Origin of the sequence: Rhodococcus sp. T2V (assembly GCF_029269925.1) — a bacterium.
GTDB classification, from domain to species: domain Bacteria; phylum Actinomycetota; class Actinomycetes; order Mycobacteriales; family Mycobacteriaceae; genus Rhodococcus_F; species Rhodococcus_F koreensis.
The window spans coordinates 15,030-31,241 of the sequence record NZ_JARJBD010000004.1 but is presented as its reverse complement, the minus strand read 5'-3'; the positions used below and the strand labels follow the sequence as shown (position 1 = coordinate 31,241).

Here is a 16,212-nt window from a genome sequence, read left to right as displayed (position 1 = left end):
TCCGGCTCCGCTGCTCAGCCGGCGAATCCGAGTCCCCGCGCGGCGAGTTCCTCCTCGAGGATCCGGATCGCTTTCGGTCCGACGCCGTGGATCTTCAACAGATCCGTGGCAGTGACCGTCGTCAGTTGATCGAAACGCGTGTAGCCGTGGGACGCGAGCTCACGACGGGAGACCTTCCCCATACTCGCCGGGAATTCCGTCTCGCCCGCTGTGTCGGAAGTCGACATGTCCGTCCTTTCTACTCGTTGTGGTCGGCGTGCAGGTGTGCACGCTCCCCGTCGTGGTCGAAGATCGTGAGGATCTCCACCGGACCGTCGTGGGCGCCGATGGAGTGCGGCACCATGGTCGAGAACTCCGCTGCGGCACCGGCTTCGATCAGGATGGTCCGCTCCCCCAGTTGCAGGCGGGCCGTCCCCGACAGGACGGTGAACCACTCGTGACCGGGGTGCACACAGACGTGTTCCGGGCCGGCGGGGCGTTCGGAGGTGATGCGCATCTTCGCCACGGTCGCGCCGTGGAGGGCACGTTCGCGGGACAGGAGCCAGGTCGTGAGGCCTCGCGTCTGTTCGGGCATCGGCCGGATCACCACGTCCTCGTCGTCGACGGACTCGACGAGCTGATCGAGCGTGGTGCCGAGAGCCCGCGCGATCGGAACCAGTTGGTCGAGGGCGATCCTGCGGTGGCCCGTCTCGATGCGGCTCAGCGTGGACGGGCTGAGGAAGCAGCGGGCGGCGAGCGCGTCGAGGGACCAGCCTCGGGCCAGCCTTAGGCCCCGGATGCGCTGCCGGATCACACCGTCCAATCCGAGTTCTTGCGTCATACGCAAGAGTGTATGCGTATAGAGCAGAACGTGGCTAGCCTTGACGTCATGACACAGCATTCGCATCACCACGCCCACCACCACGGCGAGCACACACCCGCGCACGAAGCCGCTCTGCCGGATCTCCTCGACCTGGACGCCGAGATCTTCGGCTCCTATCTGGATCAGGTGGCCGAGTGGGCCGAAAGGCGCGTCGGGGAGACGCCGCGCCGGGTCGTCGACGTGGGCGCGGGAACGGGCGTCGGCAGCCTGACGCTGGCTCGGCGGTTCCCCGCGGCCGAGGTGGTCGCGATCGACAGGTCGGAGGTGATGCTCGAGCGCGTCCGCACAGCCGCGGGCGGGCAGGGCCTGGCCGACCGGGTGAGCGTCGTGCACGCCGATCTGGATGCCGGCTGGCCCGCAGTCGAGGCCGCGGATGTCGTATGGGCGGCCTCCTCGTTGCACGAGGTCGCCGACCCCGACCGGGTGCTGCGCGACATGTACGCCGCACTGAACCCCGACGGCGTGCTGGTGGTCGTCGAGATGGACGCCCTGCCCCGCCTCCTGCCCGACAACCTCGGCATGGGCCGCCCGGGGCTGGAGTCGCGCTGCCACGAGGCCTTGGCGCGGATGGACTGGAACGCGCACCCGAACTGGCGGGCCCACGTGGAGCGAGCCGGTTTCGTGGACGTCGAGGAGCGCAATGTCACCAGCGGGGCAACCCCCGCCCCACCCAGCACCGGACGCTACGCACACACCTTTCTGAGCCGTGTTCGCTCCGCCCTCGACGGACAACTGGCCGCCGACGACCGCGACACTCTCGATCGTCTTCTCTCGGAGGACAACCCGGACAGTGTCCTGCACCGCGGCGACCTGATGGTCCGCGGCAGCAGGACCGCCTGGACCGCCCGACGCCCCTGAAATCGCGTGCGTGCCCTTGTCCGAGTTTTCGAACGGGTGTTGCGCGGTGGTGAGGATCGGCGGGATCTGCATGCTCGGCAACGTACGGAACGGAACCCCTGAATTCGGTCTTTTTCGCGGTTCCGTCTCGGACCGATTGAGTAGACTGGCGAAGTGCCGAATCAGGAGAACCCCGAGTTCGCCGGCAGCGAGCCCAAGGTCCCGTTCCCCAAGCCGGAACGCGACATCGATCTCTACCGCCGGGCGATCGCGACCCTCCAGTCCGCACTCCCCCACGGCTGGTCGTTGACGTCCGGAAAGTCCCGCTCCCTCGCCGACGCGCCGGAACGGTTGCTGGTCGGCGCCCCGGGCGGCGAGGTGGCGTCCTTCTCCGTCATCCCCGCCCGCGGGGTGCTCGCGGGGGACGCCGCCCGGTTCGCCGACGGACTGTCCGGATCCGATCGCGGATTCGTCTGCGCCCGTTATCTTTCCGAACCCGTTCGCCGCCAACTCGACGCCAGGGGTCTGTCCTACGCGGACGCGACGGGCAACACCTCTCTGTCGGCGGACCGGCCCGCCATCTGGGTGCGAGACCGGGGCGCGGACGCCGACCCGTGGCGTGGGCCCGGCCGTCCGGCCGCCCAGCTGACCGGCGATCCCGCCGCACGGGTCGTGCGTGCCCTCGCCGATCACTCGGGTCAGCTGACGGTCCCGGAACTCGTCCGGCTGTCCGGCGCGTCCACCGGCGCGACCTATCGGGTGGTGGAGACCCTGCAGGAACGCGATCTCCTCGAGCGGCTGCCCCGCGGCCCCATCACCAGTGTTCGGTGGCAGCAGATGCTGCGCGCCTGGAGCAGCGACTCCAGCTTCGAGGACTGCCCCACCGTCGCCTACTTCGCACCCGAGGGAGTGCAGTCGTTCGTCGCGAAACTCGGGAAGGTCTCCGACCATCTCTACGCGGTGACAGGCTCGCTCGCCGCAGCAGCGTTCGTCGAGTACGCGCCGGCGCACCAGGTGCGGATCTACGCCGACAACGCCGAGGCGCTGGCTGGCGCTCTCGAACTACGTCCCGTCGATCAGGGTGCCAACGTCCTCGTCGCCACTCCCCGGTCGGCCGCGGTCTTCGAACGCACCCTGTTCCGCGACGACGTCCGCCTGGTCGCCCCGGCACAGGCCTTCGCGGATCTCCTCGCCGGCACCGGCCGCCATCCGCAGGAAGCAGAGCATCTCCTCAGCTGGATGACCGAGAACGTGACCGAGTGGAGAACGACCCTCGGCGCACCCACGGTGACCTGACCGATCACTCGTCGCAGGCGGAAACTCCCCGAGTGTGTGCAATACGACCACGCCACGCCGCGCGTGATGGCGCGCACAAGCACCCTCGGGTAGCAGGATGTACATCTTGTGGCCTCACCGACCGAGTCGGGCGGGCCTGACGGAAGTCGCAATCCGTTCGCAACACGAATAGGGGTTCTTGCATGTCCATGGGAGTCGGGCTCAGGATCGGCAGTGTCGTGTCCACCGCGGTGGTGGCGTCGAACGATCCAGGATCCCCGGATCCGGTCGTCATCGTCCGCGACACCGTCTTGCACATGTGCCCGGACGGCACCGCACTTCTCGGCGGATCGGCGCCGCACACGATCGGAGATACCCACACCGTGTCGGGGTTCCTTCCCCGCGTCGGCGACCCGGCCGGCGTCGCGGTGGGCGACGGATCGCGGTACCGCGCAGAAGACCTGGTCGCGGGTGCGATGCGATGCCTGCTCCGCGAGTGCGAACCTCTCCCCGACCACGGCGGGCGAACGGGTGGCGCCCCCGACATCATGGCCACCTATCCGACCCGCTGGGACTCTGCCGCCGTCGCAGCGCTCCGCGACGCGCTCGACTACGCCGACATGTCATATCTGTCCCTGGTCTCGGACGCCGAAGCCGCCGCGGCCTGGTTCGAATCCGAGATCGCCGAGCGCCCCGGGCAGTTGGTCGGCATCTATCACGTCGACGACACCGGATCGACGGTCGCGCTGATTCGCTCGGGTGTCGAGGCAGGCAAGGCGTTCCGGTTCTCCTCGGGGGGCTCCCCGACGGCCCAGATCGCGACCGCTCTCGGTGCGTTCGGCTGGCTGCCCAGCAACCTCGACGCCGTGGTCGTCACGGGCGACGGCCTGATCGCGAGGGACTCCGCGGCCGTTCACGGATTCGCGGCCACGATCGGCGAGAAATTCGACGTCCGGTGCGTCGTCGGCCCGGGCCCCGAGCAGACCTCGGCGCTCGGTGCCGCCATCCGCGCCGCCGGGTTCAATCCGACCACCCACAAGGTGACCCCGATCGGCCTGCCACCGTCGTACGACGTCACCGAGGTGATCGACGCCGTCGTCGGCGAGCCCGTGCCGTCGACGTCCGCAACCCCGAACCGGGCCGCCACACGCACGCAGAACCCTGCGTCCGCCGCAGCGGTGGGCGCCTCCCCCGCGCGAGTGTCGGGCGGAACGGCGGTCGCGACGCCGCCGGAACCGCGCGCCGTCGCGCAGTCCGGGGAAGATTCCGACAGTGCGTCCCGGGCGTCCTGGCTCGTCGCCGCAGCGGTCGGGCTGGCGCTCGTGCTGGTCGCGATCGTCTTCGTGCTGTTCGTCCTCTGATCGCCCCGCCTCTCTGTCGTCGGTGTCGTGGTGGGGTGAGGGGTGCAGGTCGGCACGGCGTTCGCTCGACCGCTGTACGACCGCATAACCTGTCACGGTGAGTGAATCAGGCAGCGATCCAGGTCGGTCCCCGTCGGGGCTGCGCGCCGCGCGTCCGGCGGTCGCTCCCCCGCTCCGGGACGACCGGCTGAAACTGTTCGCCTTCGCCACCGCGGAGAAGCGGGCGGAGTACCTGTGGGTGCTGAGGGCCTTCGATCACGCCCGCGCCAACTACATCGTGCTGCTCCACGCGGGCGACGTCGCCCGCATCCTGGACGGCCTCGCCGGGGACGACCCGGCCGGGCAACTCGGCGCCGGAGACGTCACTCCCCTGCTCGAGCAACTCCACGTCTGGGAAGTGCTCGAACGCAGTTACGACGGAACGCGCGCCGCGACACTCGCCGAATATCGGAACCGGCACTTCGTGTACCAGTTCAGTCAGGCCGGCTACCAGGTGTTCCGGGCCGTCGAGGACGCACTCGCGGCCCGGCTCGACGACGCGTCGCTGTCCCGGCTGGCGCTCCCCGACCTCCTCGCCGACATGAACGACCTGGCCGCGGCGAATCGCGCCGCCGACAACGATCTGGTGTACCGGAAACTCAACCGACTCGATGTAACGCTGTCCGACATGGCCGGACGCGCGGCCCAGTTCTATCTGACCCTGGGCGATCTCGTCCGCACCACGGAGATCACCCCGGAGACGTTCATGTCCCACAAGGACGCTCTCCTCACCCACATGCGCGAGTTCAGCTCCGACCTGTCGCGGTATGCGCCGAAACTCGCCGCGGCCATCGCGCTCGTGGAAGACACCGGTGTCGAGGCGATGGTAGCGCGGGCCGCCGCCAGCGACGAGCGGGTGTTCCTCGACGTCGAAGAGCGCGAAGCCGATTGGCGCGCCCGGTGGGCCGGTTTGACGCACTGGTTCGTCGGGAGCGAGGCGGGTCCGAGCGAGGCGGAACGCCTGCGCGAGGGCACGATGAGCGCCATCGCCGCCGTCCTGTCGCTGTTGCGCCGCGTCACCGAGACCCGCAAGGGCGGCGTCAGCAGGGAGAGCCAATTGCGGCACCTCGCAGGCTGGTTCGCCGCGACTCCGAACGAGGACGCCGCGCACGCGCTGTTCCAGGCCGTGTTCGACCTCGGGCGTCCGCGCCACCTCTCGATGGTCCATCCGGACGCCGACATCATCCCCGACACCCGGTCGTGGTGGGAGGCGCAGCCCGTGGAGATCTCCCGCACGCTGGCCGAGACCGGACGTCCGCCGTCCCCCGGTCTGCCCGCGCGGGTGCAGCGCAACGAGGGCAGCGTGCGTCGCCTGCGTGAGGAACAGCTGACCGCACAACGACATCGCGCGGCCGCCGCCCAGTCGCTGGCCCGGGGCGGAGTCTACGAGCGGGAACTCGACGAGGCCGAAACCGACGTGCTGCTGAGCCTGCTCAACGCCGCACTGACGGCCCGGGTACCGGTCAGCGGCCGCGTCCAGAGCAGCACCGGATCGGAGAACGGCGTGAAGCTCACCCTCAGCCCGCACAGCGAATCGACGGTCGTGCGCACCGCCCGAGGACGTCTGCACCTCGACGGACTGCAGGTGAGCGTTCGGTGAAGGCACGGGAGATCTCACCGCTCGCCCTCGATTCGTATCAGCGCGCCGCCCGCGTCATCCTGTCGAATCATCTGGTGACCCAGACCTATCCGGATCGCATCGCGCTTCCCCTGCTCCGCCGGTGGGCCACCGAACTACGCGAAGATCTGATGACGCTCTTCGGGTACCGGCTCGAGGTCACCGAGACGACCGCCCGACTGTTCACCGTCAGCGACCGACTCGACGCCGGGACCCCGGCCAAGACAGCCACCGACCGCACGTTCGACCGGTACCGCTACGCCTACCTCGCGCTGGCGCTGGCCGCATTGGGTCGCGCCGGCAACCAGATCACTCTGTCCGAACTCGCCGATCACGTCGCCGCCGACGCCGCGCAGGTCGACGGGGTGGACCTGTCCACCGAACGCGCGTCCGACCGGGACGCGTTCGTCGACGCCGTCGGCTGGCTCGCGGCCCGAGGCGCGATCGCCCTCGCCGACGGTGACGCGGGCGGCTGGGCCGCCAATCCCGATGCGGGCGAAGCGCTCTACGACATCGACCGGTCCGTCGTCATCGCCCTGTTCCGGCCGCCGCGCGCGCTGCAGCACCTCCGCTCCATCCGCGGTCTGCTCGCCGGCGCGGACTCGATGACCGACGACGAAACGGAGTTCGGGACGTCCCGGACTGTCGACGTGAAGGAGACGGCGCGGCGGGTCCGGCGCGCTCTCGTCGAACGGCCCGTCGTCTACGCCGCCGATCTGGACGATCAGGAACTGGTGCAGCTCGCGCTCCCCCGCACCGCAGCCGATGTCGAGTTGCTCACCGGACTGGTCGCGGAACGGCGCGAGGAGGGCGTCGCGATGATCGACTCGTCCGGGCGGCTCTCCGACGTCCGGTTCCCCGGGACGGGAACGGTCGCGCAGGTCGCGCTGCTGCTCGCGGGGGAGATCGCCGATCGTGTCCTGGATCCCGACACGCCGGAGACGGCCCGGATGCCGCTGCCGCGGGGCCGGTCCGAGGACCTGGTCGAACAGGTCGACAGCGCGATTCCGCAGTCCGGGATCTTCGACAGCCTGGCAGGCCACGACGGGGTCGAACCCGAGGAGCCGGCCCCCGCCGACCGGCTCTTCCCGGTCGTCGAGGACCAGTGGATCACCGACACCGTCCGGACCCTGACCGACAGATTCGGGCGCACGTTCGCCGCCGGGTGGCAGGCCGACCCCGACGGCCTGGGACGCGCCGCTCTGGCGCTGCTCGAGCGGCTGCGCCTCACCGCCGCGGTGCCGGGTGGCGTGCTCGCGCTCCCGGCGCTCGCCCGCTACCGCGGTGTGGTGGTCACGATCCGCGACCGCACACCGGAGATCGACCTGTTCCAGAGCTCAGCGAACGACAGCGAGGACATCACAGCATGACGAGTGCGCGTTTCCGGCCCACCCGAGCCGGGATCATCAACCTCTGGGACTACCGGGATCAGGAGTTCTCCTTCGCCGACGGCCGCCTCGTTCTTCGTGGCCCCAACGGTTCCGGCAAAACCAAGGCGCTCGAAGTGCTGTTCCCGTTCGTCTTCGACGGCAGGATCGAACCGCGGCGCCTCAACCCGTTCGCCGGCGAGGAACGGACCATGAAGTCGAATCTCCTGTACCGCGGGCAGGAGAGCGCGTACTCGTACGTGTGGATGGAGTTCTGCCGCGGCGCGAAGGACGACCCCGAGGCCGTCACCGTGGGCATCGGCATGCGCGCCTCCCGCACCAACGACAAGGTCACGCGCTGGTACTTCGTGGCCGACGGCCGGGTCGGCGTCGATTTCTCCCTGCTCGGCACCGACGACCGTCCGCTCACGAAGAAGCAACTCGGCGAGCAGATCGGCACCGACTCCATCACGGACCGGCCGCTCGACTACCGCGCCGCCATCGACGCCCGGATGTTCGGGCTCGGTGTCCAGCGCTACGACCAGCTGATCAACCTCATCCTCACGCTGCGCCGCCCCCAGCTCGCGAAGAACCTCGACCCCAAGGGACTGTCGCAGGCACTCACGGACGGTCTGCGCCCCCTCGACGAACAACTCGTCCTCGAGGCGGCGCGCTCGTTCAGCGACATGGAAGAGGTCGGCCGGGCGCTCGAGGGGCTCGCGGCGGCGGACCAGGCGGCGCAGAGCTTTGTCGGCGTGTACGCGAAATACCTTCGCCAGCAGGCGCGTACGGACGTCGACCAACTCGCGACCCGTCTCGACGCGGTGCGGTCCGGCATCACCGCCCTCCACGGGGCGGCAGCCGACCGGGCGCGCAGCCAGGCGAGCCGGGAGGCCGCCGAAGAACGCTTCACCGCCGCCGACCGCGCACTCGACCAGGCCAACGCCACCCTGGACGCACTGAAGCGGTCGACCGCCTACGAGGGGCGGACGCAACTCGACGACCTGGCGCAGGCCGTGTCGACGCTCGAGAAGTCGACGGAACTGCAGGCCGAGAAGGCACGCAAGGCCAAGGCGACCCTCGAACAGCGGTCCGAGGAGCACGAGAAGGCGGGCGACGCCGTCACTCACGCCGTCGAGGCGCTCGCCCACGCCGAAGACGAACTTCACGTCGCCGCCGAGGACGCCGGAATCACCTGGACCGCACTCCCCGACGACGCGCGCGCCGACCAGTTGACCGCGGCGCTGCGCGGGCACGCCGAGGAACGCGACGGCGACCTGCGCGCGGTCCGGGCCGCGCTCGCCACCGTCGAGAAGGCCGCCACCGAGCGGACCCGCGCCGACGACGCGGCACGTCGTGGCCAGGAACAACTCGACACCGCGACGGTGGCCGTCCTCGAAGCCGAGACCGCGGTCGAATCGGCCCGCAGCCGATGCGCCACCGAACTCCGCTCCTGGTGGACGGAACAGTCGTCCCTCTACGCCGAGATCGAGGCGCCCGCTGCGCTGTTCGACGCGCTGGACACCGCCCTCCGGGGGATCGGCGACGACGACGCCGCCACCCTGTCGGAGACGCTGACGGAGCAGACCACGGACGCCGTCGACGCACTCCGGCTGCGTCGTCAGCAGTACGACCGCGACGCCGCCGCCGCGGCCGAGGCGATCGCAGAATACGAATCGGCGCGCGCGGCAATCGAATCCGAGCACGACGACGCCCCACCGCTCCCGGCAGGCAGGCACGACGCGCGGTCCGGGCTGACCGGTGCGCCGCTCTGGCGTCTGGTCCGGTTCGCCGACGGCGTCGACGCCGCGGTCGCGGCGGGAATCGAGGCCGCACTGGAGGCCGCGAATCTCCTCGACGGCTGGGTCACCGTCGACGACGCGCTCCCCGACGTCGAATCCGAACAATTCCTCGTGGCCCTCCCCGCCGAGGATCGGCCCACCGGCAGGACCCTCGCCGACGTTCTCGACGTCGAGCAGGACACCGGTGTCCCCGACGAGCGCGTGCGCGCAATCCTCGAATCCATCGTTCTCGAATCCCTCGACGTTGCCGAGGGTCCGGTGGGCGTCGCCGGGGACGGGGCCTATCGCCAGGGGATCCAGCGCGGACGGCACACGAAATCGGACGCGGAGTACATCGGAACCACCGCGCGGGCCCGCAGGCGCGCCGCCCGACTCACCGAACTCGACCGGACGCTCGAGGAAACCCGGGCGCGGCTCGACGACACCCGGGCGTCCGCGGATGCGGCAGCAGCGCTGCTGACACGGACGACCGCGGCCGCACAGGCTCTGCCCCGCACCGGATCGATCCTCACCGCGCTGAAGAAGGTCACCGAATCGGCAGGCGCGCTCCGCAGCCGCACCGACACCGCGACCGCCGTCGGCCGCGAACTCGACCAGGCCATCGCCGACCTGTCCGCGAAGGAAAAGCAACTCCGGGCCACCGCATCCACGCACCGGACTCCCCACGTCGCTCGCGAGATCGACTCGCTCGCCGCGGCCGTGCGGCATTTCGAGAAGCAGGGCGAGATGGTGCAGCGGTGCAGGCGCGACCACGGCAAGGAGATGGAGCACACGCGCCAGTCCGAGGACCGGCTGCACGAGGCGCGCGGCAACGCGGAGGAATTCGCGGAGGAGGCCGCCGTCGCCGAAGAGGTACTCGCGCAACAGATCCAGCGTCTCGAGACGCTCCGCGACACACTGGGTGCCGGGGCCGAGCAACTGGACCGCCAACTCGAGGAGGCGCACGCGCGGATCGAGGCGTGCAAGAAGGAACAGCGCGACGCCCGCAAGGCAGACAAGGATGCGGGCGAGGCCATCGGTAAGGCCGAGGGCGCGTACAACACCGCCGTCCAGACGCTCCGGCTGGCGCTCACCGAAACCCACGCCGACGCCGCCCACCTCGCGCCGTACGCCCGGCGCGACCTGCTCGAACTCCTCGGCGTCGACGGCGGCCACACCTGGCCGGCCAGCACGGCGGCGTGGATGAGTGCCGAACAGCTGGTGTACCGCATCCAGAACGCCGACCAGGACACCCCGATCCTGCCGCCCGAAGTGGACGCGCTGTTCCGCGCATTGGACGGCGCGACCGAATCGGTGCGGGTCAGCGACTCGGCACGCAAGTCGACGCGGACGGCACTCACCACCGCGCTGCAGGACTTCGACGCGCAACTCGCGGCCGCCGGCCAGGACTACCGGCTGCAGTGGGACGCGCCCGACGGCCTGACGGTCGTGCAGGTGCAGGACGACGAGGGTTACTCGTCGATCGGCGAGTTCGCCGCCCGTATCGCGTCCGCGCGCTCCGATCAGGAACTGCTGCTCACCGAATCCGAACGCCGCATCCTGGAGGACGCGCTGCTCACCGGTCTCGCCCAGCAGATCCACGAACGCACCGTCGACGCCCGCGAACTCATCGCCCGGATGGGCACCGAGATGCGGGAGCGGCGGATGTCGTCCGGCAACACCATCGGCGTCCACTGGGTGCTCGCCGACAACCTCGACGACAGCGCGAAGGCCATCTCCAAACTGCTCGAGCGCGACACGTCGGCGCTGGGCCCGGACGAACTCGCCACGATGCGCGCACACTTCGCCCACCAGATCAGGACCGCCCGCGCCGCCCACCCGGAGCGGTCGTACCCGGAGATCCTGGCGTCCGCCCTCGACTACCGGCGGTGGCGGGTGTTCTCGTTCACCCTGATCAGCGGGAACGGCAACGAGGACAGGCTGACGGTCGCCCGGCACAGCGCACTCTCCGGTGGCGAGCAGTCCGTCTCACTGCACCTGCCGCTGTTCGCCGCGGCGCACGTCATGCTCGACTCCGCCGACCCACACGCCCCGCGACTGCTGGCGCTGGACGAGGCGTTCGCCGGCGTCGACGACAACGGCCGGGCCGAACTGCTCGGCCTCAGCGTGCAATTCGACCTCGACCTGTTCATGACCGGGTTCGACCTGTGGATCACGTACGGCGGCGTGCCGGGCTGCGCGCACTACGATCTGGCGCACTCGACGGCCGAGCAGAGCGTCAGCGCCACCCTCCTCGTGTGGTCCGACGGTGAGCTACTCGCCGAACACGACGGCACCGACCTGGCGCAGGCGCTCGGTTCGCCCCTGCGCCGGCGCGTCCCGACGCCCGCGGAGGGCGCCCTCGAGTTCGCCTGACCCGTGAGTACTTGTTAACCGCGGGCGGTTAACAAGTACTCACGGGCGGCGAAGCCGCACACCGAGAAGGGCATCCACAGCCGCGGCGAATTCGCTCGGCGCGTTCGTGTCGGAACCACCGTTGTCGAGGGCGCGGCGGGCCCAGCCGTCGAGGGCGTCGAGCGCCTTCGGGGTGTCGAGGTCGTCCGCGAGATGCTGGCGCAGCCGGGCGATCGTGTCGGTGGCGGACTGCGCCGACTCGAGTGCGGCGGCATCCTTCCACAACTGGAGCCGGGTGTGGGCGTCGGCGAGAACCTGCTCGGTCCACGGACGGTCCTGCCGGTAGTGCCCGGACAGCAGTCCGAGGCGGATGGCGGCCGGGTCGACACCCTCGCCGCGCAGTTTCGACACGAACACGAGGTTGCCGCGGCTCTTCGACATCTTCTCGCCGTCGAGACCGATCATTCCGGTGTGCACGTAGTGGCGCGCGAAGCGGCGATCCCCGGTGGCCGACTCGGCGTGCGCCGCGGAGTACTCGTGGTGCGGGAAGATCAGGTCGCTGCCGCCGCCCTGGACGTCGAAACCCGAACCGATGCGGTTGAGGGCGATGGCCGAGCACTCGATGTGCCAGCCGGGACGCCCGGGACCGAACGGCGACGGCCAGGACGGCTCACCCGGCCGGGCCGCACGCCACACCAGCGCGTCGAGGGGATTCTGCTTGCCGGGGCGGTCGGGGTCGCCGCCGCGTTCGGCGAAGAACTTGTCCATCGTCGCGCGGTCGTAGCCGGACTCGTACCCGAACTGCTCCGTCGCGTCTGCGCGGAAGTACACGTCGGGGAATTCGGCGTCGTCGACGACGTAGGCGGCGCCGGACGCGACGAACTTCTCGACCATCTCGATCACTTCGCCGATCGATTCCACCGCGCCGATGTAGTCGCGCGGGGGAATCACCCGGAGGGCTTCCATGTCTTCGCGGAACAGTGCCGTCTCGCGCATGCCGAGGACGACCCAGTCCTCACCGTCGCGGTTGGCGCGCTCGAACAGCGGGTCGTCCACGTCGGTGACGTTCTGGACGTAGTGCACGTCGTGCCCGGCGTCACGCCAGATCCGGTTCACCAGATCGAACGTCAGGTACGTGGCGGCGTGACCGAGGTGGGTCGCGTCGTAGGGGGTGATACCGCACACGTACATCGTGGCCGTGCGCCCGGGAGTGACGGGGCGGACCTGCCGGTCGGCGGTGTCGAACAACCGCAGCGGAGGCCCCTGGCCTGGAACGGACGGGACAGCGGTTTCGGACCAAGACTGCATGACAGCGAGCCTAATGGACCCGCGTTTCCGCCTCGGAGGGAGCCGCCGCCCGCCGGGCTCCGAACGGGTCGCTCAGAACGCGGGCCACGGGATGGGCCGGTGACCGTTCGGCCGGGGCATCACGGGTGCGGCGAGAAGGTCCACGGCGCGTTCGTACAGCGCGGCCACCTCGCCGGACGTGATGTGCTCGCCGAGCCGCGCGCCGAAGTCGCCCTCGAGTGAGGAGATCAGTTCGGCGATGTCGACGACGAGGGCGCCCGGCACCTCCGTCCCGGCCCACCCCCACAGCACGGTCCGCAGTTTGTTCTCCGTGTGCAGGCAGATGCCGTGGTCGACGCCGTAGACGGAACCGTCGAGACCCTCGAGCGCGTGGCCGCCCTTGCGGTCGGCGTTGTTGATCAGCACGTCGAGGACGGCCATCCGCTGCAGCCGCGGGTCGTCCGCGTGAATCAGCGCGACCGGTTCGCCGTCCATGTCGGTGGCGCGCAGGATCTCGAACCACCCCTCGGGGACGGCGTCGGGCGCGCAGATGTCGACCAGGTCGAGACCGCCGGTGTCGTCGGCGTGCCGGTCCGGGGTGTCGACCCACCGCTGCACCATCCCCGGGCCGAACGGACCGTCCCGCAGGAGAGTGCGGGGAATCACACCCCACCCGAGCTGCTCGGACACGAGATACGACGCGTACTCACGTCCGGCGAGCGTGCCGTCCGGGAAGTCCCACAGCGGACGTTCCCCGCGGACCGGTTTGTACACGCAGCGGACGGTGTTCTCACCCGCGGCCGCGTCGCAGACCAGGGTGGCGTTACTGGCGTGGGTGATCTGGCCGATGAGGGTCAGCTCGCCGGACTCCAGGGGATCGGACTCCTCGGGCCGCAACCGTCAGTCCTCCTCGTCCATTTCCGGGGTGAGTCCGAAGCTCTGGCCGCGGCGGTACCCGTTGGTGCGGATGCAGATGTGCCCCTCCGGGGCGAGCGGCTCGCCGCACAGCGGGCACGGTGCGCGACCAGCGGCGATGACCCGCTCGGACCGCAGGGAGAAGTCCCTCGCCTGCAGCGGGGTGAGGAAGACGCGCACGGCGTCCGGTCCGTCCTCGGAGTCGTCGAGCACGACGGACTCGTCGAATTCCGTCTCACTGACGGCCAGCAGTTCCACGACGACGGCTCCGGCGTCCGCGTCCCAGCCCAGGCCCATCGTGCCGACCCGGAACTCGGCGTCGATCGGGGTGACGAGGGGGCTGGAGTCGTCGAGCTCGGCCCCTTCCGGGGGAACCTCCGTGCCGAACCTGCGGTGCACTTCCTCGAGGAGAAGTCCCATCCGGTCGGCCAGGACCTGTACCTGCTGTTTCTCCAGCAGGACGCTGATCACTCGCGCCTCGTGTACTGCCTGGAGATAGAACGACCTGTCGCCGGGTTCGCCCACCGTCCCGGCAATGAATCGGTCAGGAGTGCGGAATACGTGAATTGCGCGTGACATTGCACCTCCTTCAGCTGGAGCCGGGCCCTACTGCGGCGCTGCCCACTCGTTGTTCCGTCTCGGACTGTTCCTCGCAGCATGCTGCGTTCATTATCCGTCAATCGTTACCGGCGGTGTCCGCCCAATCATCACAACCGGACCTCCCCTCCCGGCACCGATCCGGATACTTCGGCCCGGGCGCCGTCTCCCGACGCCGGTGGCACGTTCACCCCCGACAGATCGGCCCCGGTGTCGTTCATCTTCAGCACGTAGGGGCGGGTGGAGGTGTACCGGACGACACTGATGGAGGCGGGTTCCGCGACGATCCGCTGGAATCCGTCGAGGTGCGCGCCGAGGGCGTCCGCGAGGACCGACTTGATGACGTCACCGTGCGAGCAGGCCACCCACACGACGTCGCGGCCGTGGAGTTCCGCGAGCCGGGCGTCGTGCTCCCGGACCGCGGCGACGGCCCGCGCCTGGACCTGGGCGAGCCCTTCTCCGCCGGGGAACACGGCGGCGGACGCGTGCTGCTGCACGATCTTCCACAGCGGCTCCTCGAGCAGGACCTTCAGCTCGCGACCCGTCCACTCGCCGTAGTCGACCTCGACCAGCCGATGTTCCACGACCGGGGTCAGGCCCCGTGCCCGGGCGAGCGGTGCCACCGTCTGCTCGCACCGCAGAAGCGGTGAGTGCACGATCTCCTCGATCACCACGTCGGCGAGCCGGGCCACGATCGCCTGCGCCTGCTCGCGGCCGCGGTCGTCGAGTTCGACTCCCGGTGACCGGCCGGCAAGCGTGTGCGCAGTGTTCGAGGTCGACCGCCCGTGGCGCAACAGCACAACTGTCATTGGCCCAGCCTAGTGTCGTGCACTCCCCGACCGCCCGATCTCAGGTGGCCGACACGACGCCGGTCGCGAGAAGCGACAGGACGATGACGCCGAGGATGATGCGATAGCCGACGAACCAGTACATGGAGTGGTCGACGACGAAACGCAGCAGCCACGCGATCGACGCGTAGCCGATCGCGAAGGCGATCGCGGTCGCGACGAAGAGTTGCGGACCGCTCGCGTTGAGACCCTCACCGGCCGGTTCGAATGCGTCGGGCAGGCTGAACAGCCCGGATGCGACGACCGCGGGGATGGCGAGGAGGAACGAATAGCGGGCCGCGGCTTCGCGGGTGAGTCCGAGGAAGAGGCCGGCGCTGATCGTGCCGCCCGACCGCGAGACTCCCGGGATCAGGGCGAGCGCCTGGGCCGAGCCCATGATGATGCCGTCCTTGGCGCGCAGGTCCTCGACGGGACGCACCTTCCGCCCGTAGTACTCGGCCGCCGCGATGACGAATGCGAACACGATCAGCATGGTGGCGATCAGCCACAGGTTGCGGGCTCCGGTGCGGATCTGGTCCTTGAACAGGAACCCGAGCACACCCACCGGAATCGTGCCGATGATCACATACCAGCCCATCCGGTAATCGAGGTCACTGCGATGCTCGGCGTGGAACAGTCCCCGGAACCAGCCGGCGATGATCCGTCCGATGTCGCGGGCGAAGTAGATGAGCACCGCGGCCTCGGTGCCGAGCTGGGTGACGGCGGTGAACGAGGCACCGGCGTCGTCACCGAAGAAGATCTCCGACACGATCCGGAGATGGCCCGACGAGGAGATGGGCAGGAACTCGGTCAATCCCTGCACGGCACCGAGGACAATCGCCTGGAGCCAGGTCATCGCCTCGCCCATCACTCACCGGTCCCGAGGCCGAATGTGCCGCTCTGACGCCAATTTCCCATGTCGCGTTCGTAATTCACCGGCGCCACGGTACCGGTGTGGGTGACCTCCGGCAGAATCCGGCGTGGCAGGACCCCTGCCACGCGATACCCCACTACTCTGCTCCTGTGGTGGCCGGTTCCGGGGGGCACCAGCATCTTCGGGGTCGAGGCCCCGGTTGCAGCTACGGTACGAG

At 69.7% G+C, this 16,212-nt stretch carries 13 protein-coding genes; 6 read left to right on the top strand and 7 right to left on the bottom strand.

From position 1 onward, the window contains the following. Nucleotides 1-14 precede the first annotated feature (14 nt). Complete coding sequence (locus P3H15_RS05010; protein WP_276136227.1) at nt 15-227, bottom strand: hypothetical protein; 213 nt, start codon at nt 225-227, stop codon at nt 15-17. 11 nt (nt 228-238) lie between these two features. Continuing rightward, entirely contained in the window at nt 239-820 is a 582-nt protein-coding gene (locus P3H15_RS05005; protein ID WP_276136226.1) for a helix-turn-helix domain-containing protein, read from the bottom strand. Between the two features lie 48 nt (nt 821-868). On the opposite strand from P3H15_RS05005, the gene P3H15_RS05000 reads away from it, so the two are divergent. The 6 genes from P3H15_RS05000 to P3H15_RS04975 all read left to right on the top strand — a co-directional run bounded on the left by P3H15_RS05000 (nt 869) and on the right by P3H15_RS04975 (nt 11,516). After that, the gene (locus P3H15_RS05000; protein ID WP_276136225.1) at nt 869-1,720 is read left to right on the top strand and encodes a trans-aconitate 2-methyltransferase; all 852 of its coding nucleotides are present in this window, start codon (nt 869-871) and stop codon (nt 1,718-1,720) included. 153 nt (nt 1,721-1,873) lie between these two features. After that, complete coding sequence (locus tag P3H15_RS04995; RefSeq protein ID WP_276136224.1) at nt 1,874-2,995, top strand: helix-turn-helix domain-containing protein; 1,122 nt, start codon at nt 1,874-1,876, stop codon at nt 2,993-2,995. Between the two features lie 182 nt (nt 2,996-3,177). Beyond that, the gene (locus tag P3H15_RS04990) at nt 3,178-4,335 is read left to right on the top strand and encodes a hypothetical protein (protein ID WP_276136223.1); all 1,158 of its coding nucleotides are present in this window, start codon (nt 3,178-3,180) and stop codon (nt 4,333-4,335) included. A 187-nt stretch (nt 4,336-4,522) separates the two neighbouring features. Next, nucleotides 4,523-5,974, top strand: a complete 1,452-nt coding sequence (locus tag P3H15_RS04985; protein WP_346348756.1) for a TIGR02677 family protein — start codon at nt 4,523-4,525, stop codon at nt 5,972-5,974. Next, a complete protein-coding gene (locus P3H15_RS04980) occupies nt 5,971-7,362 on the top strand; it encodes a TIGR02678 family protein (RefSeq protein ID WP_276136222.1) in 1,392 nt (463 codons plus the stop codon). Before P3H15_RS04985 ends, P3H15_RS04980 begins: the two co-directional genes overlap by 4 nt. After that, entirely contained in the window at nt 7,359-11,516 is a 4,158-nt protein-coding gene (locus tag P3H15_RS04975; RefSeq protein WP_276136221.1) for a TIGR02680 family protein, read from the top strand. Before P3H15_RS04980 ends, P3H15_RS04975 begins: the two co-directional genes overlap by 4 nt. Nucleotides 11,517-11,555: 39 nt before the next feature. Here the strand turns inward: P3H15_RS04975 and mshC are convergent, their stop codons facing one another. From mshC to P3H15_RS04950, 5 genes are all read right to left on the bottom strand, one after another. Further along, complete coding sequence (gene mshC / locus P3H15_RS04970; RefSeq protein ID WP_276136220.1) at nt 11,556-12,803, bottom strand: cysteine--1-D-myo-inosityl 2-amino-2-deoxy-alpha-D-glucopyranoside ligase; 1,248 nt, start codon at nt 12,801-12,803, stop codon at nt 11,556-11,558. A gap of 72 nt (nt 12,804-12,875) precedes the next feature. Beyond that, nucleotides 12,876-13,679 (bottom strand): SCO1664 family protein, encoded by an 804-nt coding sequence (locus P3H15_RS04965; RefSeq protein WP_276136219.1) that lies wholly within the window; start codon nt 13,677-13,679, stop codon nt 12,876-12,878. 3 nt (nt 13,680-13,682) lie between these two features. Beyond that, nucleotides 13,683-14,276 (bottom strand): DUF3090 domain-containing protein, encoded by a 594-nt coding sequence (locus P3H15_RS04960; RefSeq protein WP_185724242.1) that lies wholly within the window; start codon nt 14,274-14,276, stop codon nt 13,683-13,685. Nucleotides 14,277-14,404: 128 nt separating this feature from the next. Then, nucleotides 14,405-15,103: a histidine phosphatase family protein gene (locus P3H15_RS04955; RefSeq protein WP_072941784.1), complete on the bottom strand. Its 699-nt coding sequence runs from the start codon at nt 15,101-15,103 to the stop codon at nt 14,405-14,407. 40 nt (nt 15,104-15,143) lie between these two features. Continuing rightward, nucleotides 15,144-15,989: an undecaprenyl-diphosphate phosphatase gene (locus P3H15_RS04950; RefSeq protein ID WP_276136218.1), complete on the bottom strand. Its 846-nt coding sequence runs from the start codon at nt 15,987-15,989 to the stop codon at nt 15,144-15,146. Nucleotides 15,990-16,212 lie beyond the last annotated feature (223 nt).